Origin of the sequence: Ensifer sp. 2TAB8 (assembly GCF_052115125.1) — a bacterium.
GTDB lineage: Bacteria > Pseudomonadota > Alphaproteobacteria > Rhizobiales > Rhizobiaceae > Ensifer.
In genome coordinates, this window is sequence record NZ_JBFRGB010000011.1 from 91,431 (window position 1) to 110,139 (window position 18,709).

At 62.1% G+C, this 18,709-nt stretch carries 17 protein-coding genes; 10 read left to right on the forward strand and 7 right to left on the reverse strand.

The window, feature by feature from the left end; translation table 11 throughout:
- Nucleotides 1-38 precede the first annotated feature (38 nt).
- Nucleotides 39-1,160 (forward strand): sn-glycerol-3-phosphate import ATP-binding protein UgpC, encoded by a 1,122-nt coding sequence (locus tag AB4Z53_RS19010; protein WP_441597139.1) that lies wholly within the window; start codon nt 39-41, stop codon nt 1,158-1,160.
- Nucleotides 1,161-1,188: 28 nt separating this feature from the next.
- Nucleotides 1,189-2,103 (forward strand): TIM barrel protein, encoded by a 915-nt coding sequence (locus AB4Z53_RS19015; protein WP_291159888.1) that lies wholly within the window; start codon nt 1,189-1,191, stop codon nt 2,101-2,103.
- A gap of 74 nt (nt 2,104-2,177) precedes the next feature.
- Here AB4Z53_RS19015 and AB4Z53_RS19020 read toward each other — a convergent pair whose 3' ends face one another.
- Nucleotides 2,178-4,154 carry a BTAD domain-containing putative transcriptional regulator gene (locus AB4Z53_RS19020; RefSeq protein ID WP_441597140.1) on the reverse strand — a complete coding sequence of 659 codons (1,977 nt, stop codon included), beginning with the start codon at nt 4,152-4,154 and terminating at the stop codon, nt 2,178-2,180.
- A 150-nt stretch (nt 4,155-4,304) separates the two neighbouring features.
- Between AB4Z53_RS19020 and AB4Z53_RS19025 the strand changes: the two genes are divergently transcribed.
- The 4 genes from AB4Z53_RS19025 (at nt 4,305) to AB4Z53_RS19040 (ending at nt 8,441) form a co-directional block, all read left to right on the forward strand.
- Nucleotides 4,305-5,090, forward strand: coding sequence for a DUF1194 domain-containing protein (locus AB4Z53_RS19025; RefSeq protein WP_441597142.1), 786 nt, complete (start codon nt 4,305-4,307; stop codon nt 5,088-5,090).
- A 136-nt stretch (nt 5,091-5,226) separates the two neighbouring features.
- Nucleotides 5,227-6,798, forward strand: coding sequence for an AbgT family transporter (locus AB4Z53_RS19030; RefSeq protein WP_441597144.1), 1,572 nt, complete (start codon nt 5,227-5,229; stop codon nt 6,796-6,798).
- A 6-nt stretch (nt 6,799-6,804) separates the two neighbouring features.
- Nucleotides 6,805-7,479, forward strand: coding sequence for an iron-sulfur cluster-binding protein (locus AB4Z53_RS19035; RefSeq protein WP_223729394.1), 675 nt, complete (start codon nt 6,805-6,807; stop codon nt 7,477-7,479).
- Between the two features lie 11 nt (nt 7,480-7,490).
- Nucleotides 7,491-8,441, forward strand: a complete 951-nt coding sequence (locus tag AB4Z53_RS19040; protein WP_441597146.1) for a hypothetical protein — start codon at nt 7,491-7,493, stop codon at nt 8,439-8,441.
- 42 nt (nt 8,442-8,483) lie between these two features.
- Here the strand turns inward: AB4Z53_RS19040 and AB4Z53_RS19045 are convergent, their stop codons facing one another.
- A complete protein-coding gene (locus AB4Z53_RS19045; protein WP_113541228.1) occupies nt 8,484-8,945 on the reverse strand; it encodes an Lrp/AsnC family transcriptional regulator in 462 nt (153 codons plus the stop codon).
- Nucleotides 8,946-9,083: 138 nt separating this feature from the next.
- On the opposite strand from AB4Z53_RS19045, the gene AB4Z53_RS19050 reads away from it, so the two are divergent.
- From AB4Z53_RS19050 to AB4Z53_RS19060, 3 genes are all read left to right on the forward strand, one after another.
- Nucleotides 9,084-9,404 carry a DUF1330 domain-containing protein gene (locus AB4Z53_RS19050; RefSeq protein WP_441597148.1) on the forward strand — a complete coding sequence of 107 codons (321 nt, stop codon included), beginning with the start codon at nt 9,084-9,086 and terminating at the stop codon, nt 9,402-9,404.
- A 1-nt stretch (nt 9,405) separates the two neighbouring features.
- Complete coding sequence (locus tag AB4Z53_RS19055; RefSeq protein ID WP_441597150.1) at nt 9,406-10,143, forward strand: SDR family oxidoreductase; 738 nt, start codon at nt 9,406-9,408, stop codon at nt 10,141-10,143.
- 75 nt (nt 10,144-10,218) lie between these two features.
- A complete protein-coding gene (locus tag AB4Z53_RS19060; protein ID WP_441597152.1) occupies nt 10,219-11,361 on the forward strand; it encodes an aminotransferase-like domain-containing protein in 1,143 nt (380 codons plus the stop codon).
- Nucleotides 11,362-11,426: 65 nt separating this feature from the next.
- Here AB4Z53_RS19060 and AB4Z53_RS19065 read toward each other — a convergent pair whose 3' ends face one another.
- The 5 genes from AB4Z53_RS19065 to AB4Z53_RS19085 form a co-directional block, all read right to left on the reverse strand.
- Nucleotides 11,427-12,149 carry an aspartate/glutamate racemase family protein gene (locus AB4Z53_RS19065; protein WP_441597318.1) on the reverse strand — a complete coding sequence of 241 codons (723 nt, stop codon included), beginning with the start codon at nt 12,147-12,149 and terminating at the stop codon, nt 11,427-11,429.
- Nucleotides 12,149-12,805 (reverse strand): flavin reductase family protein, encoded by a 657-nt coding sequence (locus AB4Z53_RS19070; protein WP_113541232.1) that lies wholly within the window; start codon nt 12,803-12,805, stop codon nt 12,149-12,151. The genes AB4Z53_RS19065 and AB4Z53_RS19070 overlap by 1 nt, the downstream gene beginning before the upstream one ends.
- A gap of 547 nt (nt 12,806-13,352) precedes the next feature.
- A complete protein-coding gene (locus AB4Z53_RS19075) occupies nt 13,353-14,015 on the reverse strand; it encodes a GntR family transcriptional regulator (RefSeq protein ID WP_441597154.1) in 663 nt (220 codons plus the stop codon).
- A gap of 243 nt (nt 14,016-14,258) precedes the next feature.
- Entirely contained in the window at nt 14,259-15,455 is a 1,197-nt protein-coding gene (locus AB4Z53_RS19080) for an amidohydrolase (protein ID WP_441597156.1), read from the reverse strand.
- A 25-nt stretch (nt 15,456-15,480) separates the two neighbouring features.
- Complete coding sequence (locus AB4Z53_RS19085) at nt 15,481-16,857, reverse strand: amidohydrolase family protein (protein WP_441597158.1); 1,377 nt, start codon at nt 16,855-16,857, stop codon at nt 15,481-15,483.
- A gap of 164 nt (nt 16,858-17,021) precedes the next feature.
- Here AB4Z53_RS19085 and AB4Z53_RS19090 point away from each other — a divergent pair, with 164 nt between their 5' ends.
- The gene (locus AB4Z53_RS19090) at nt 17,022-18,596 is read left to right on the forward strand and encodes an ABC transporter substrate-binding protein (RefSeq protein ID WP_113541235.1); all 1,575 of its coding nucleotides are present in this window, start codon (nt 17,022-17,024) and stop codon (nt 18,594-18,596) included.
- The last annotated feature ends 113 nt before the right edge of the window (nt 18,597-18,709 follow it).

The window sequence follows — 18,709 nt, forward strand, 5'->3', positions numbered from 1 at the left end:
GCTTTCCCCAAACAGAACAGACAGAGAGGTCCGCGCTCATGGCTGACATCGCAATTCGCGCCGTGCGTAAATCCTACGGAAAATCCCCTACCCTGCATGGCATCGACCTCGCCTTCGCGTCGGGAGAATTCGTCGTGATCCTCGGCCCGTCCGGCTGCGGAAAATCGACGCTTCTGCGTATGATCGCGGGGCTGGAGGACATCACCGCCGGTGAGATCGCCATCAACGGAAAGGTCGTCAACAGGCTCGAACCGCGCGAACGCGGCTGCGCCATGGTGTTCCAGAACTACGCCCTCTACCCGCACATGACCGTGGCCGGAAACATCGGCTATGCCCTGAAGGTGGCCGGCGTAGTGAAGGCGGAGCGCCTGCGTCGGATCGAGGAAACAGCCAAGATCGTCGGACTTTCCGACTATCTCGATCGCAAACCCGCTGCCCTTTCCGGCGGTCAACGGCAGCGCGTCGCCATGGCGCGCGCGATCATTCGCGAGCCGAACGTGTTCCTGTTCGACGAACCGCTGTCGAACCTGGACGCCAAGCTTCGCGTCACCATGCGGGCCGAGATCCGCAAACTGCATCAGCGCCTCCAGGCAACGTCCATCTTCGTCACCCACGACCAGGTGGAAGCGATGACGCTGGCCGACAAGCTGGTCGTGATGAACAAGGGCGTGGTCGAACAGGTCGGCCAGCCGCTCGACATCTACCACCGTCCTGCAAGCATCTTCGTCGCATCCTTCATCGGCTCTCCGGCTATGAACCTTTTCGATGCCTTGGTCGACGTCGACAACGCCTGCCTCACTTTCGGCGGCACGAAGATGCCGATCGACAGAGGCCTGGCCACCCGACTGGGCGCAAGACAGATCACGGTCGGCATTCGCCCGGAACAATGCGTCGTTGCGCCTGAAGGCGTCTCGATCAAGGTGGATTTCATCGAGGAACTCGGCTCCGGCCGTGTCATCCACTCGGAATTGAACGGCTATCCCTTCGCGGCCACAGTCGACGAGCACACGCGCGTGCGGCCGGGCGAGAGGATCAGCCTGGAACTGCCGCTCGCGCACCTGCACCTCTTTGACAAGGAGACCGGCCGAAGGATCGAGGTCGATCTGGAGCCGCGCACTGTCCGCAATTCCGCCAGCCAACCGACACTCCAAGCAGTCTGATCACTTCAACAAATCAGGAGAAACCGTGATGAACGATATCATTTCCGCCGTCGGATTCTGCAACCGGACGGGCAAGGGCGACCTTTCGACCCTTGATGCCTCTCTGCGCGAAGTTGCAGAGACGGGCGCCGACGCCTGCGAGATCGGGATCTATGGAGAAGAGATCGTCAGCGGCGGCCGCATCATCGAAGACCGCGTCCACCGGGTCGCCGAGATCACCAAGAAGTACACCTTCAACAAGCTTTCGCTGCACGGCCAGATCGTATCCAACTTCATGGATCGCCAGCACCACCATCTGCAGAAGAAGGTCGTGCGGGCGATGCTCGAACTGTGTGACAGGCTCGGTGCGGGGATCCTCGTCCACCACTCCGGCGCAGCACAGCTTGCCGCCGGAGAGAACGCCGCTGATCTCGACAGGATGGAACGCGACGCGCTCGCGGAAATGGCCGAGGTCGCCAAAGGTTACGGCGTCCGCATCGCACTCGAGAACATCTTCACGACGGAAAGCGGCCAGTACCGGCAGACGCCGAGCCAGGTCGCCGAAACGGTGCGGGCGATCGGTTCGAACAACGTCGTCGCACTCATCGACTTCTCGCATGCCTATATCGAAGCAACGCATCGCGGGCTGGATTTCCGCGACGAACTGAGGGCGATGGCGCCGGTGACGGGTCACCTGCACGTTCATGACAGCTTCGGCCTGCCCTACTCCATGAACCGCTTCTATCACCCGGCCGAAGCGACCGCGCTTGGGATCGGCGACCTGCACCTGCCGATCGGCTGGGGCGACATTGCCTGGGATGACATCTTTTCCGAACTGACCTTCCTTCCGGACACGACGCTGATCATGGAAATCGGCGCCGAGCGCTTCGCCGATCAGCAGCCGGCATGCCTCGAGCGGGCAAGACGTCTCGCGGTCGCGGTCGGACAGCGTTCCGCTGCATAATGTTTCCGGTTGCCCCACTGAACGTTCGGTGGGGCAGCCGTTCAAAGCGCAAATTCCCGCCGCCTGGACCGTTCTCAAGGAAGCGCTCTTTCCGCTCTCGGAAGACCGGCGCGCGACAGCATCTCCAGGAAGCGCGCGTGGTGATGATCCTTCACGTAGCGCGGCATGAAACCCGGGCAGACATTGCCGAGGTTGAGATGCGGGAGCTGTGAGAGGCAATGATGCATGGCCCGGGACGCTTCTTCCGTGTTTCCGGTGGCGGCAGCGGCGGCGGCCCAATAGAGCGCGCCACGAACGAAGCCGGGCTTGGTCCTGACAACCTTGCGGGCAACCTCCAGGGCACGCCGATCCTTACCGCCGGCAAACAGCGCCACGGCCATGCTGTGGTGGCGCCAGAAATCGATCACGTCATGGGTCCCGAGACGGATTGCTTCGCTCGCTTCGTGCAATGCCTCGCTCACCTGCCCGCGCAAGGCATAGAGTTCGGCAAGATCGCCCCGCGCACTGGGATAACTCGGGTTGAGACCGATTGCATGGCGACACTCGACAATCGCTTCATCGATCCGGCCATCCGACAAAAGGGCGAAGGAGAGGATGACCCGGGCAATTTCGTCATCCGGCACCGCGCGCACCGCAGCTTGCGCCAGCTCCAACGCACGTTCCAGGTATCCCTGCTTTGAGGGAAGGGCGCCAAAGGCAAGGGCCATGGTCATTGCCACGGACAGCGTGCGCTTTGCGCGGGCGTTGTGAGGTTCGATTGCGAGCGCCATCTCGACAAGCTCTATCGCCGTCAGCAGCGAATCCCGCGTCATCTCGAAGTACTTCATCAGAGCTTCGTTCACGAGCCGGCGCACCTCCGAGCTGCCGGGAGGGCTCTTGTCGCGCACTTTCCAGTTCGTCATCTGTAGTTCGAGGATCACGGCCAGCACGACCGCCTGTGCGATGCGGTCCTGGAACCTGAGTGCATTTTCCGAGTGGCCGTCGAATTTCTGGGCCCAGACGTTGTGGCCGCCGGAGACATCGACAAGCAAGACGTTCACCCGCAGGTCATCACCGGATCTCTGAATGCTGCCGCTAAGCACATAGCGAGCCCTGACCGCCGTTTTCGGCTCATCGCCCGGAACGGTCTTGTCCTGGGGCGAGGGTCCGGCGAGCACGACATAGTCCGCAACCGCGGTCAGGGCCGTGGCGATATCCTGCACGAGACCTCTCGCGAAGTAATCGTCTCCCCCCTCGCCCGTCAGATTGACGAATTCTGCAACGCTGATCGACGGGCTTCCGTGGTGTTGTCCGACCGCGCCTCCATTTGCCGACTGTGGACGAACCGATTTCGAGGCGGGCGCCACGATGGCGTCCGACAGCGCCCGGGTCTCCGGGCTGACCCCGACACCAAACTCCTTCTTCATGACGCTGCTGCACAGCTCGTATGCGCGCATCGCCTGGTCGCGGCGGCCACAGGCGATCAGCAATTCGATCTTGAGCCGGTAGGATGCTTCCCGCGTCGGCTCCACGGCCAACAGGCGATCGACCAGAACCAAGCCGGTCTCCACATCCACGAGACGCGCAAGCTTTTCATACGACTCGATTGCGCGGTTCTGCAACCTCTCTCGCTCGGAGGCTGCCCAATCGTCGAAGGAGTTGCTGTCCAGGTAGAAGCCATCGAGAAACGGCCCGCCGTAATGCGCCAGGGCCATCTCGAGCTCCTGCGGCGAGCGGGCCATCAAACCCGCTTCAAAGTCCTCGACGTCAATGTCGATGGCGGTCGTCTTCAGGCCGATCGTATCATTTTGCGCCTGGATCAAATCCACGCCTGCCCGACTGAAATCGCGCCGCAAAAGGCTGAGCGTTTGCCTCAGGCTGTTGCGCGAATGGTCGCTGTCGCTATCGCTCCAGAGCAGACCGGCCAGTTTCTCCCTGGACGCAGCCATGCCCGGACATCGGGCAAGATAGGCAATGATGGCCTGAACTCTTTTGCCGGTCAAAGGGACCTGACCGCGTTGCTCCTCCTCGATCCGGAAGCCGCCGAGCAAAGAAAGTCTGAGTCTGGCCATGCCTTGGTCGGTCGTCATCGGGCGTCTGGCACCGTTAAATAATGAAACGCTAATGCAAATATAACGCTAGCGTCAACCAAACCGCCAACCATTCAAGCTCGCCGTGACGGTCGATCGACTAAGCCTAGTGAAGTGCCGGACACGGCATCGATGGAACCAACCGACCGGGGGCTCGTCATGGGGAGCAATTCATTCTTGAGATTGGCGGGAACACTTGCCGCCGCACTGCTTGGGCCGCTGCCGGCACAGGCCGCCGACTTTGACGTCGCCATCGTGTTCGCCGTCGATTTTTCGTCCTCGGTCGATGCGGACACCGCCAACCTGCAACGCAACGGCCATGCCGCAGCGCTCACGTCGCCGGAGATCATTGCAGCCATTACCCGAAACTACTTCGGCTGCGTCGGCGTCGCTTATTTTGAGTGGGCAAGCCCCGGGCGCCAGAGAATCGTGCTGCCATGGACGAGGATCTGCGGACTGGAAGATGCCGAAGCCGCCGCCGACGTGATCAGAAGAAACGGCGATACCGGCTTCACCCGCGGCGGCAGAGGCGGGACATCCGTGTCCTCTGCCATCGATGCCGCGAGCCTGCTTCTCGACCAGTTTCCGGGCAAGGCCGAGCGGAAAGTCATCGACATCTCCGGCAATGGCGAGAACAACGACGGCCTCCCCGTTCGGTCAAGCAGACGGAACGCGATTGCAAAGGGATACACCATCAACGCGATCGCCATCCCGGCAAGCGACGAAAATCCCGGCTATCACCTGGCGTCCTATTTTGCCGACAATGTCATCGGCGGTTCGGGAGCCTTTGTCGTGACAACGACGGGCCCAGGCGACTACGCGACCGCCCTTCGGCGCAAACTGGTCATGGAAATCAGCATGAACCTCGACCCACTGGGGCTGACAGAGGTGCAGCCGGTAGAGACGGCAATCCAATAGCATTCTATATTGCGCACAATAATTAAAATAAATGTATACAAACTAGCGCCATTCCTGTCGACATGACCTTCACTTTCGCAGACACTTGCGAAATAACTTGGCCATCGAAGGCATTTCGAGGATGGGGTGGGACAGCATGGACGGGACGCTCGCTAGGCGCGACAGCAATTTATTCGACAAGCTCGAAGGGATCATCAACAGACTGCCCGAGCCCTTCACGCTGCTGCTGGCGCTGGCGGCACTGACGGCGCTGGCATCTTTCCCATTGGCGCAAGCGGGCGTATCGCTGGCTTTCTCGACCGTGGATCCGGCCACGGGCCAGGCCATGGCGAAGACGGTTGCGATCGAGAACATCCTGACGCCCGCCTACTTCGCCAACCTGATCGTCGAATTTCCGAAACTGCTCGTCGGCTTCCCGCCGATCGCCCTCACGCTGGTCGTGATGATGGGTATTTCGGTTGCCGAACATTCCGGCTTCCTCTCCTCGGTCATTCGCGGGCTTCTGCGGCGCGTTCCGAAATTCGCGATCATCAGCGTCGTCTCGTTTGTGGCGATCAATGGCGACCTCTTCGGCGACGCGGCGATGTTCGTGCTGATGCCGCTCGCAGCGACGCTTTTCTACCAGATGGGCCTCAATCCCTGGCTCGGCATCATCCTGGTCTTCGTCGGCAACACCGCCGGTTTCTCCGCTTCGCTGGTCATCAACCAGACGGATACGGTGCTCTCGGGCATCACCGCGAGCGTTCTACCGCCGGAGGCAGCAGCCAACGTCTCGCCGATCATGAACTGGTATTTCAACGCGTTCAGCGCGTTTACCGCGACGGCGGCGATGCTGCTGATCACCTACTTCTTCGTCCCCTCCAAGCTCGCGCCGAACCGCGTGAGCGAACTGGAGATCGAAACGGAAGTCGTTGAAGAACCCGGCACCGGTCATGGCCGCGAGGGTCGAGGCCTTGTCGCAGCCGGCATCTTCACGGTTATATATCTCGGGCTGATCCTCGCCTCCCTTATGCCGGAAGGCGGAGCGCTGCGCGGCGAAGGCGGTCAAATCGTGCCGAAGTCCCCCTTCATGGGCGGCATCGTTGTTCTGATCTCGCTCTATTTCGCGCTGTCGGGCATTGCCTATGGCTGGGCTTCCGGCCGGCTGACGTCGCTCGGCGAGGCGGCGGAATGGATGAAGAACGGCATCTCGTCGATGTCCTATTTCCTCGTGGTTTCCGCAGCGGCTGTAATCTTCCTGAAGCTCTTCAACGACAGCCATATCGGCGAGTACATCGGCAGCTACGGCGTGGTGATGCTGCAGGGCACACAGGCGTCGCCGGGTGTCGCGATCTTCCTCTTCCTGTTGCTCGTTTCGGTATCGAACCTCTTCATCATTTCCGGAAGCGTTCTGTGGATCATGTATGCGCCGATCTTCGTGCCGCTGATGCTGGCGCTCGGTTACAGCCCGGCGGCGACCCAGATGATCTATCGTATCGGCGATGCACCGCTGAACGCGATCTGCCCGGTCAACCCCTTCCTCATCCTCGTCATCGGCCTGCTCAACAAGTGGCGCCCCAAGGGCACCGAGGCGGTCAAGGTCGGCACGCCGCTGATGCTGGCCATGCCCTATGCACTCGCCATCCTCGCCGTTCTCGCGCTGCAGCTCGTGTTCTGGGTGCTGTGGGACCTGCCGCCAGGCCCGGGCGCAACGCTGATGGCACGGTGAGCCACCATGCGCTTCCTCAGTGAAACCAAGGTACTGGCTTGTCACGAACTGCGACGCGAGGGCGCGCGTCGTTGGCTGCGGCTGGAAATTTCTGGCCTTGCATCGGTTAGCCCCGGCGAGACCGTGCTCTTCTCGGAGGACCGGCACAGCCCTCGCTGCCGGATCGCGACGGTCGAGACGTTTGCGGACGGCCGTGCTGCGCTGGTCGCAAAGTTCGAGGCAGATGACCTCGAACCCGCGGCGGGCAACGCGCTGACAGTCTGGTCGAACGAAACCGCTGCCGTGTCCGTGGGCGCCGGTTCGCTCATCGTCACTACGCCGGCCTTCCTCTACCGCGTCGCGCCCTTCGAGCAGCGCGGAGCGACAGTGCTCGTCACCGGGGCGGATGCGGACCTCTGGCAGAATCTACGCCAGCGCGTGGAGGCTGGTCTCGCATGGACGTCCGTCTTCCTCGCACTCGAACCCGCGCGGCTTCAGGCCTTCATCGTCGAGTTCCCCGACGCCAATCCCTACCTCTTTGCCAACATGGACATGAGTTGCGGCGTTGGCGCCTGCCGGAGCTGTCACGTAACGGTTTCGGACAACATGGACGGCGAGGCGAGCTGTCGCGTCGGCCCCTGGTTCGCGCTCAAGCGGGTCAACCTCGTGCGCCTGCAATTCGCCTCCGCCCCCTTCATTTGAGGATCGCCGCCATGGACCTTTCCGTAACCGTACCAATGGGCACAGGCAGCGTGACCTTCAAGAACCCGGTCATGTCGGCCGCAGGCACGTTCGGCAACATCGTCGAGTATCTCGATGTCTTCGACATCACCCGGCTCGGCGGCGTCGTCGCAAACTCCTTCCTTCCCTGGCAGGGTGAGCCGAACCGCTGCCGCCGCTTTGCCCATACGGAGAGCGGCTATCTCTCCGCCTTCGGCATCAACAACATGACGCTCGACCGTTTCATTGCCGAGGCGCTGCCGCGCCTGCCGGCGGAAGAGGTGCCGATCTTCGTCAACATCAAGGCGCCGACGCGCGCGCAGTTGGTCGAGATGATCCGCGCCTGTGTCGAAAGCGGCCGCATCGCCGGCGTCGAGGTCAATGGCAACTTCCCCTATGCCGGCCGCGGCGAACCCTCCTACTGGGACAATCCCCAGCAGAACGAGGAGATGTTTCGCGCGCTTTCGGCGGCCGCCGAGGGCAAGGTGCTGCTGTGGTCGAAGGCGGCCACGTCAGCCAAGATGATCATCGAGGATTTTGTTTCCGCCTCGGAGCGAGGCGGCGCGGATGGAACGGTGCTATTCAATGCCATTCCAGGCGCACGCATCGACATCGAGCGGCGCACCTTCGTCTGCGGTTCCACCGGCTTTGGCGGTTACTCCGGCTCCGGCGTGAAGCCTTTCGCGCTTTGGCGCTGCGTGCAGGCTGCGAGCGTCGCCAAGCGCCCGGTGATCGGGGCCGGCGGCATCACCACGGCGGAGGACGTCGTGGAGTTCATCATGGCGGGTGCCCATCTCGCGCAGATCGGCGCCGCCAGCATGAGCCGGCCGGATTACTTCCCCCGCCTCCTCGACGATCTCTACGCGCTCTTGGAACGCCTCGGCGTGCGCTCGCTCGAAGAAATCCGCGGATGTGCCCGCGCAGAGGCCGCCCCGGAGACGTGAGCCGCAGCCCTTATGATGGCGGCGCCCGGCATGGAACCGCCGTCATCGCCCCGCCTTCCAGTACGGGTTGTCGTGCTTCAGGATCACCATGGTCGTGGTTTCGGCGACGGCCGGGATCGACTGAAGCACATCCCGAATAAACGTCCCCAGCGCATCGAGATCGCGCACCCAGATGCGCAGAACATAATCGACGTTGCCTGCCACCAGCAGGCATTCTGTGATCTCCGGGCGTTTGGCGATCGCTGAAAGGAACTGCTCCGTTCCTTCGGTGCCGTGCCGAGCCAGCCGCACCGAGCACAGCACACTGACAGTCAGCCCGAGCGCCACCGGATCGATCCGGGCGGCATAGCCCTTGATGATCCCCGCATCTTCCATGCGCTTGACGCGACGGCCGCATGGCGTGGCCGAAAGGCCAACGCGCTCGGCAAGATCCAGCATCGAGATGCGCCCGTCCCGGCGCAAGACGTCAAGGATCTTGTGATCAATCAGGTCGAGATCAGGCATGAGCGATAAACTCTCAAAATCTACTTATTCGTAGTGATATCACGCGCACAATAATGGGTGAATGCCCGAGATCGCCGAGTTGTGCTAAGAATATCGGGCTACTGTCTCCGTGAAATTCAGAAAACGGGAGAAGCGACCGTGCCTGCCTACTTCGTATGCACCATGAACATTCACGACCCCGAAACCTACCGCAAATACACGGCACTCACGCCGCCAACACTGGCGCGCTACGGCGGGAAGTTCCTCACTCGTGGCGATACGGTCGAGACGGTCGAAGGCGGTCCGGCCTTCGCCGAGCGCATGGTTCTCCTGGAGTTCCCGGATCGGGACGCAGCGTTGGCCTGGTATCGGGATGCCGACTATCAAAGCGCGGCAGAGTTCCGGCGGTTGGCCTCTTCCGGGCGAATGCTGCTGCAGGTGTCGCGCGACAACACCAAAGACCCGGACCCGAAGGTCTGACATGGATCTGCAGCTGAAGGGAAAATCCGCCCTCGTATTCGGCGGGTCACGTGGACTGGGCCGGGCGATCGCAGCGGAACTTGCGCGCGAAGGCGCCCGGGTCGTGATCGTTTCGCGTAACGAGGCCGCCCTGCGGCAAACGGCCGACGCGACGGGGTGTCTGCCGCTTGCGGGTGACCTTTTTGCCCCTGGAGCGGGCGGTGAACTGGTGACTGCGGCGAGCACGCTTCTTGACCGCCCTGTCGACATCCTGGTCACCAACACTGGCGGACCGCCCACCGGCAGCTTTCAAGCCACCGATGCGGCGGCCTGGACCAAGGGTTTCCAAGGCTTGTGGATGAGCACGGTGGACAGCATCCAGGCCGTCCTTCCGGCGATGAAAGCGAACCGCTGGGGGCGGATCCTCGCCGTGACTTCGGTGGCCGCGAAAGAGCCGCAACCGGGCCTGGTCATTTCCAACGGCCTTAGAGCCGGACTTTTGGGAATGCTGAACACCTTGTCGCGCGAGGTTGCTGCAGCCGGCATCACCGTCAACGCGCTGCTGCCCGGCTACACCAACACCGACCGGATGGCCGAGCTGGGTGTCGACAATGGGACAATGGGACCGAAGATACCAGCGGGGCGACTGGGTGAGCCCGAGGAGTTCGCGGCGCTCGCCGCCTTTCTCGCCTCGACGCGAGCATCCTACATCACCGGCCAGGCCATCGCGGTTGATGGCGGTCTACTGCATTCGATCTGAGGAGCGATCATGGAGCATTCCGCCCGGCGTCCGAAATTTGCAAACTGGCTGGCTGAAAGCAACGATGTCACGCAGATGTTCCTGTCTGCCGGCCAGATCCCCGGCCTTATCAACATGGCAGGCGGCCTGCCTGATCCGTCGACATGGCCGGTCTCCGACCTCTCAGTCTTGGCGGCGAGCGCCGTGGCAGATCACCCGCGCGAGGCGCTGGCCTATAGCCCGATCGAGGGCCTGCCCGGACTGCGCGACCTGATCGCGACGCGTTTCAGCGCGCCGGGGCTACGCCTTTCGCGCGAAAACGTGCTGATCACCACCGGCGGGATGCAGGCGTTGGATCTGATCGGCAAGGTGCTTTTGGACCAAGGCGGGCTGATCGCGGCGCAAACCCCGGCCTATCTGGGCGCACTGGATGCCTGGAAACCTCGCTACCCGACCTATCGTCCGATGCGGCTGGAGGCTAGTGATTTCAACCCTGGCGCGGCAATGAGTGGCGCGCAATTCGCCTATACGGTGCCCAATTTCTCGAACCCAACAGGCCGGCTTGTCGGGGTCGAGGATCGGCACGCACTTGTCACAGCGGCCGCTACCGCCGGGACCTGGCTGATCGAGGACGATCCCTACGGCACGCTCTACTACGACGGCACTCCCTTGCCGCGCATGCTCACCCTTTCCGGCAAAGATGAGACGGTCTACGACGGCCCGGTCGTCTACCTCGGAACGCTGTCGAAGGAATTGGCGCCCGGCTTTCGTATCGGCTGGGCCATCGCCGCCCCCGATATGATCAGGGCACTCGTCGGCGCCAAGCAGGCTTCGGACATGTGCAGCTCGGGTTTGTCTCAGCGCATTACCCAGGACGCTTTCGCCGCCGGCCTTCCCGAGCGCGTGCTGCCGGGTATCCTTGCGCTTTATCGCGCTCGCCGGGATGCGCTTTGCGCGGCCATGGAAAGGCATCTGGGCGAATTGTTCGAATGGGAGAAACCGACAGGCGGCATGTTCGTCTGGGCCACGGCCCGGGACCCGGCATTGAATACCGATGCTCTCTTGCGTGAAGCGCTTGGACACGGCGTCTGTATCACGCCGTCCAGCGTCTTCGATCCCGAGGGCCGAAATTGCCGCTCGGTCCGGATCAATTTCACATTGAACGCGCCCGAAAAACTCGAGGAAGGGGTGCGCCGGCTGGCCGAAGCGACCCGCGCCACCATCGCCCGAGCAGCGTGATTTGAAGGCGAGTGCGGCCTTCGAACATGCCGCAACAGTTGGCGCGGGAGTGCCGGAGGCCTGGCTCAGTGGGTGGTGGCGATATCACCCGACTTGTCGCGGGGATAGGCATAGGCACCGGCTTTTGACGTTCGAAAGCCGCCGCCCGCCAAGGCCTCGGCGAGCTTGACGGCCGCCACCACGCCATCGATGACCGGTACACCGGCTTCACGCGAGAGCCAATCGCACAGCTCCGCCATACCGGCACAGCCAAGAACGATGGCATCGACGCCGTCGTCGCGTATGGCCGCCCGTGCTTCGCTGAGGAGTTTCCGCCGCGCACTTTCCGGGTCGGCCTCCAGCGCGAGAACCGGCAAGTCCACCGAGCGCACGCGGCGGCAGCGCGACGCAGCACCATAGTGCTTCACGAGATCCTCGATCACCGGCACCGACCGCGGCAGCGTGGTAATCACTGCAAAGCGGGTCGCCACCGTCATTGCCACCTGTACCGCCGCTTGGCAGATACCGATGACCGGACCGGTCGCCACTTCGCGCGCGGCCGCCAGACCTGGGTCATCGAAACAGGCGATCACGTGCGCCGATGCACCCCGTTTCTCCGCAACGCGGATTGCCGCCAGCATCGCCGGGACGGCCATCGCCTCGTCCGAGTAGCCTTCGATCGAGACGGGCGTGCCGGTTGCGGTCTCCGCATCGATGACGGAACCTTCCGATCGCACAGCCTCGGCCGCCCGTGCGATCTGCTCGGTCATTGACGCGGTCGAGTTCGGATTGATGACATGGATGCGGATCATTGAGCGGCCCTCTCCGGCCTGGGGTTCACTTGCGCATGTTCCAGAGGCAGGAGGTCCTCCGGCTTTTTAAGTTCGAACTGTCGGTCTGACGTGATGTAATTGTCGGCATGAAGCCGCGCGATCGGCTGATAGGTCTCGGGGTTCGCGTAGCGCCCCTGCGGATCAAGACACCGGTCCTGAATGTGCATGTGCACGACCCTGCCGATGACCAGCACACGCTTGTGATAGTCGAGGATCTGCTCGACCCTGCATTCGAAGCTGCAGGGACTTTCGGCGATGCGGGCGGCATCGATCTGTTCGCACGCTATCGGCGTCAGGCGGGCAAAATCGAGCTCATCGACTTCCGAGGCGAAATTGACGCCACAGACGATCATCGCGTCGGCAAGCGCCATGTCGACCATGTTGACGACGAATTCGCCCGTTCGACGGATGTTGGCGACGGTGTCCTTCTCGTCGCCATTGCCACGGTTCTGGATCCCGAGCACGACCAGTGGCGGCTCATGGGAGAACACGTTGAAGAAGCTCATCGGCGCTGCATTGTTATGGCCGGCGACGGAACGCGTTCCAACAAGGGCGATCGGACGCGGGCCGATGAAGTTGGTCAGCAGTCGATAGCGGTCCGGAGGCGGAAGCGTGGTGAAATCGATGTTCATGTCCGGATCTCCTGGCTGCCTCTTGAAAAACTCATCGCTTCAGCGCTGCGACTGCACACACGCTCGCCGTCGACCACACTGGGGACCGACGGCGATGCGCGGCAAAGCGCGGCCGCGCAGATAGCACCGACACCGGTATATCTCTTTCGGTAGGAACGATCGCTTTTCAGGAAAGCATCGCCGGCTCTCCGGCCGGCAAAACGTACGTTGCGCATGCTGCCCTCCCCGACAGTGCCAATCGCCGATATAGAGCTATATTGCATCCACAATTATGTCAAGATCGTATCCAATAATCGCATACAATCTTGGGGGAAATCGAGATGGACAGGTCAATCTCCAATAGGGTCAGCAAGATTTCTACACGAATCTTGACGAAGAATCAGAAGCTTGACGAGATGGTAGGCGTCGAACGGAATAAGCCAACTCCGCCGCGCGGTCACTGTGGAGACGTGCCTCACGCGGTCGAAGCATCAGATTGATTGCATACGAACTGCGCGCATGCATCTGGGGACGCCCCGCAGCAAAACAAGCAGCGCATCAGAGCGCATTACAGCCCCTCTTCTTTCGCGTAGGTAGCAAGCAGATCCGGCAGGCCGTCCTCGGCGTTGCATTTCAGTAGGGCCCGGGCCGTGATAGCCCCGATATGATGGCCGATCAGTTCGCATGCCTTTTCTCGATCTTTGCGCGTAAGCGCGGCGATCAGGGCGCGGTGTTCGGAGACGGCGCAATCGGAAGAATGGGGACGCCCATAGAGCGACAGAATCATCGAAGAGCGCGAAACGAGTTCCGTGACGTACCGCAGGAGAATCGCGTTTTCCGTCAACCTTGCGAGCAGGACGTGAAACTCTCCAGCGAGCTGAATCGAGATCGCTGGATTGCTGACCCTTGCCTTGTCCTCGGCATCGACATGCGCCTCAAGCTCCTTGATCTTCGGCGGCGTCAGCCTGCCGATCAGGCTATCAACGACCAATGTCTCCAGCGACCGCCGCACCGCGAAGATATCGTGCCCGTCCTCAAGGCTGGGATGACTGACGCAGGCACCCTTGTTCGGACGCAATTCGATCAAGCCCTCGCCGTTCAGCCGGGCCAGCGCCTGGCGCACGATCGTACGGCTCACACCCAGCCGCTCGCCGATCGAATCCTCGGGAAGTTTCGTTCCGGCGGGAAATGCCTGGTCGAGGATTGCGCGCCTAAGGATGCGATAGACCAAGTCCGATTTGGAGGCCGCGGATTTTGAATTGCTATCACTGGGATTGGACGTCATGACGAACCTGAAGAATAGCGGGCGTGCTGTCGAAAGAGACTGCCAAGGGACCGAGCACAGTCAATTATCACCCCCTCCGAAGCGGCAAAAGCGCGGCCTGCCACTGCGGACCGGCCGTTCCTGCGGCTGCCAGCCGACCTTTCGGACGGTCGATCTCCTCTTTCGCTCGCCCGGCTCCCCGCCCCATCGTCATTCGATGATCGGCAGGTCACCCGCCAGTTCGCCACGATCCACGACCACACGACCCCGCCTGATGACGGTGCGTTTGTGCGGGGTCAGCGCGACAGCCTCCGCCAAGGTGCGGGCCGGCACCAGCACCAGATCACCGAAGCGGCCATCTGAGAGACCATAACCGTCGAGCCCGATGGCTTCCGCACCACCGAAGGTACAGACGCGAGCCGCATATTCGAGATCGACATCATTGGCCATTCCATTGCGCTGTGCCAGGTACCGTGCCCGCTCCAGCATGTCGCCATTTCCGTAGGGCTCCCAGGTGCCTTGAATGCCGTCGTTACCGGAAGCGACAGCGAGACCGCTCTCACGCATCAACCTGAGTGGCAATGCGGGCGCCGAAGGGCTCCCGACGGTCATGACGGCAATGCCTTCCGCAGCCAGCCGGCCGATCAAGGCAGCCTGTCGTGAAACATCGAGCATTCCCAGACAATAGCCGTGGCTTACCATCACCCGCCCTTGCAACGACAATGCGCGCGTGCGCTCGATGATCAGTTCGAGACAGAACGCACCGAGGTCACCGGGCTCGTGCAAATGAATGTCGATCGGCTTTGCATGACGATCGGCAAGGGAGAAGATTGCATCGATATGGCGCACCGGATCACGCTCGATGGAAGCGGGATCGATGCCACCGACGATATCGGCGCCGGCCCGCAGTGCCGCATCCATCAGTTCGAGCGTGCCTTCGCGCGGCAGCATGCCACTCTGCGGAAATGCCACGATCTGTACATCGACCAGATCGCGCATCGCCTCGCGCGTTTCGAGGACGCCTTCGATATTGGCAATGCCGATCTCGGTATCGACATCCACATGGCTGCGAATGCTCAAGACGCCGTAGGCAAGCGTCTGCATGATCTGACGGGCAGACTGCCGGCGGGCATTGATGCCGAGTTCGCGCTTGGCGTTGCGATCAGCCAGGATCCGGTGGTTGCGGGTCGGACCGACCCGGTTTTCGAACCAGTCCATGCCGATGAGTGTCTTGTCGAGATGTGTATGGGCTTCGACAAGCCCCGGCAGGGCGACTTGTCCGGCGGCGTCGATCTCGATGGCCACACGCCCGCCATCTGCCGCAACAAACCGGCCGTCGCGGATGCAAAGGTCTTGGAGGGGACCGCCGAAGGGACGGGCATTGCGGATGAGTAGGTCTGCAGTCACCTTGATATCCTCGCTTTTCACGGTGTCAGCTGCGAACGCCCAGTCCTGCGCGGGACATGGCGATCTCAAACGCACGCAACGCACGATCCAGGATCGCATTTTCGTCGTGGCCGACGAGGCGTCGACCACGCATCAGCACCCGTCCACCGACGATGGTCGTGTCCACGTCGGCGCCATTGGCGAAGCGTGCAATGCGCTGCACCGGGGCGTGCGGCGGCCAGAGGTGGGGCTGGCGCATGTTGATAAGGAGGATATCGGCGCGCTTGCCCGCCTCAAGCGAGCCGAGTTCGTCTTCCATCATCAGTGCGCGGGCGCCCTCGATCGTCGCCATCTCAAGCAACTGCAAAGGCGGCAACACCGCATCGTCTCCAAAATGACGTGCGTGGTAGCGGTGCGCCTGGAACAGGTTGCGGAACATGTCGAACGGTCGATCGGGTGCCGCGGCATCGGTGCCAAGCGAAACGGTAACGCCGTCCGCCATCAGTTCCGGAGCCGGGCAACGGCCATAGACCGACATCAGTGCACTCGGATTGTGTGCGACCTTGGCACCGGTTCGCTTCAGCACCGCCCGGTCGGCATCGGTCAGGTCTATGCAGTGGGCCAGAAGCGACCGCTCGTCAAAGAGGCCGAGTCTCGCGTCATTGGCAGTAATGGATCCGTCCCGGTGGCCATCCTGCACCAGAAGGCCTTTTCTTGCGCGCACGCGATCGCGCACCTTGCATGCGATCCTGTATACCGTTTCGTCGCGCAGTTCCTGCTCATCGAATACCGGCAGAGAAAAGACGACCTGCAGCCGCTCGTCGCGTCCGTCCCAGGCGTCGACCAACTCGGTCGCCACATCGATCTGCCGGTCCGGATCGACGACGATGTCGGTATGGGACGTTGACGTATACTGGCGATAGACATGATCCTGTCCGGGACGGTTGGGGCCGACGGCAAGAACCTCACGCACGCCCATGGCGGCGATCGAGGCCAGGTGCGCTTCCGCCGCCTCGGGCGTCTCGCTGCGCATGATATCCGGGCCGCCGCCAAACAGCAGCGCCGCAGTCGTCGTGCCACACTTGATCCTCTCGGCCGCCGACAGCGCTGCTTCTGCCGCCCAGAATTCAGGATCGGTCGCGGTTGCGTAGATTCGCCCGGTCACGGACATCCAGTCTTCGGTGTCGGTGCCCAGCCCCTTGGTCAGCATATGGCCGGCATGGGCATGGGTATCGATCAATCCGGGCATTGCGACCATGCCGGCGGCGTCGATGCGCTCGGCATTCGTTTCTCCAGCAAGGCTTCCGTCGCCGATCTGAGCGATGCGCCCATTCTCGATCAGGATGTGGCCGCGATCGAGAATGTGCCGCCCCGAATCCATCGTAACGATCGTGGCATTTTCAATCAGTAGTGCGTTCGTCATGGAAGGCTCCCTCTCCGGCTGCCGGTTTTGGCGCTCTTTTTTGACAAAGCGCGCCAAATCGACTTTCGCCATCTTGATATTGTTTGCATCAGATGTACACTATTTATGGGAACATTCGTATCCAATAGCAAAGACAATATGTATACGTTAAACGGGAGAAACCAGTGAAGACCTCTATAAAGACCCTTTTGGCCGGACTCGCCCTCATGGCGCCTCTGTCTGCGCCCGCATTTGCCGAGACGCTGCGCTGGGCATCATCCGGCGACGTCATTTCCTACGACCCGAACGCACAGGTCGACAGCTTCACCCAGAGCGTACACCACATGGTTTTCGATCCGCTGGTGCGCCGCAACAAGGACCTGAAGCTGGAGCCGGCACTCGCCACTTCCTGGGAAGTTGTCGAGCCCACCCGTTGGCGCTTCAAGTTGCGCCAGGGCGTGAAGTTTCATGAAGGCCAGCCCTTCAACGCCGACGACGTCGTAGCGACGATCCAGCGCCAGATCGATCCCGGTGCGCGCAACCGCGAGAACCTCTCCACCGTCGTCGGTGTCGAGAAGGTGGACGAGTATACCGTCGACCTGATCCTGCGCGCACCCTATCCGCTGCTCCTCAACGACCTTGCCGCCATCTACATCATGAGCAAGCCGTGGATGGCAGAGCATGACGCATTGAAGCCGGGCAACGCTTCGACTGGCGTCGTCACCTATGCCAGCAACCATGCCAACGGCACGGGCGCCTTCAAGCTGAAGGCCTACGAGCCGGATTCGCGCTCTGTCTTCGAAGTCAACAAGGACTGGTGGGACAAGCCGCAGCACAATCTGGACGAAGTCGAGTTCCGTCCGATCGCCTCCGACGCGACCCGCGTCGCAGCACTGCTGTCGGGTGAAGTCGACATGATTGCGCCGGTGCCGCTGCAGGACATCGACCGCATTTCGGCCACCGATGGGCTGAAGGTCGTCGAAAACCCGTCGCTGCGCACCATCTTCTTCGTCTTCAGCTACCGCCCGGAACTTCACGCGACGCCGGGCCAGCCCAATCCGCTGCGCGATGTGCGCGTACGCCAGGCTCTGTGGCACGCAATCGACACCAACACGATCCAGAAGCGCCTGATGCGCGGCAAGTCGCGCACGGCCGGCATGCTCGTCGCACCGGCGGTGACCGGTTACGACGAATCGATCGACGTGCCGCTGCCCTATGATGTCGCCAAGGCCAAGGCTCTGCTCGCCGAGGCCGGCTATCCGAACGGCTTCAAGACTGGCCTCGCCTGCCCCAACGACCGCTACATCGCCGACGAGCAGATCTGCCTTGCAGTTGCCTCCATGTGGGCGCAGATCGGTGTCCAGGCCAATGTCAGCGTCGAGAGCAAGACGACCTATTTCCCGAGGACCGACAAGGGCGAGTTCGACGTCTACCTTCTCGGTTGGGCTTCGCTGCCGCCGATGGACGGGTTCAGCCCGCTGCAAGCGCTGCTGGCAACCAATGACGGCACCTTCGGCGGCAGCAACGCCGACGGCTTGTCCAACCCTGATATCGACAAGCTGGCTCATGCCGCCGCAAGCGAGCTTGACGAGACCAAGCGCGTGGAGATGCTGAAGGATGCCTTCCGCATCACCCATGACCAGGTGCTCTACCTGCCGCTGCACCAGCAGCCGGTCGCCTGGGCAATGAGCAGCAAGGTCGACATGCCGCAGTTCCCGGACGAGTACGTGCGTCCGTGGTTCGCGCAGATAAAGAAGTAAGTCGGGATACTCCCGAGGCCGGTCCTGGCGCGCGCAAGCGGGCCGGGACTGGACCGCAAACCGGGTCAACCCCTCCAGGACCGGAAACGGCGCGGAGGACGCGGGAGCGCACA

Bases quoted from the DNA above. Each gene is read 5' to 3' on its own strand.
- AB4Z53_RS19010 (WP_441597139.1), top strand. From the start codon at position 39: ATGGCTGACATCGCAATTCGCGCCGTGCGTAAATCCTACGGAAAATCC.
- AB4Z53_RS19015 (WP_291159888.1), top strand. From the start codon at position 1,189: ATGAACGATATCATTTCCGCCGTCGGATTCTGCAACCGGACGGGCAAG.
- AB4Z53_RS19020 (WP_441597140.1), bottom strand. From the start codon at position 4,154: ATGGCCAGACTCAGACTTTCTTTGCTCGGCGGCTTCCGGATCGAGGAG.
- AB4Z53_RS19025 (WP_441597142.1), top strand. From the start codon at position 4,305: ATGGAACCAACCGACCGGGGGCTCGTCATGGGGAGCAATTCATTCTTG.
- AB4Z53_RS19030 (WP_441597144.1), top strand. From the start codon at position 5,227: ATGGACGGGACGCTCGCTAGGCGCGACAGCAATTTATTCGACAAGCTC.
- AB4Z53_RS19035 (WP_223729394.1), top strand. From the start codon at position 6,805: ATGCGCTTCCTCAGTGAAACCAAGGTACTGGCTTGTCACGAACTGCGA.
- AB4Z53_RS19040 (WP_441597146.1), top strand. From the start codon at position 7,491: ATGGACCTTTCCGTAACCGTACCAATGGGCACAGGCAGCGTGACCTTC.
- AB4Z53_RS19045 (WP_113541228.1), bottom strand. From the start codon at position 8,945: ATGCCTGATCTCGACCTGATTGATCACAAGATCCTTGACGTCTTGCGC.
- AB4Z53_RS19055 (WP_441597150.1), top strand. From the start codon at position 9,406: ATGGATCTGCAGCTGAAGGGAAAATCCGCCCTCGTATTCGGCGGGTCA.
- AB4Z53_RS19060 (WP_441597152.1), top strand. From the start codon at position 10,219: ATGTTCCTGTCTGCCGGCCAGATCCCCGGCCTTATCAACATGGCAGGC.
- AB4Z53_RS19070 (WP_113541232.1), bottom strand. From the start codon at position 12,805: ATGAACATCGATTTCACCACGCTTCCGCCTCCGGACCGCTATCGACTG.
- AB4Z53_RS19085 (WP_441597158.1), bottom strand. From the start codon at position 16,857: ATGACGAACGCACTACTGATTGAAAATGCCACGATCGTTACGATGGAT.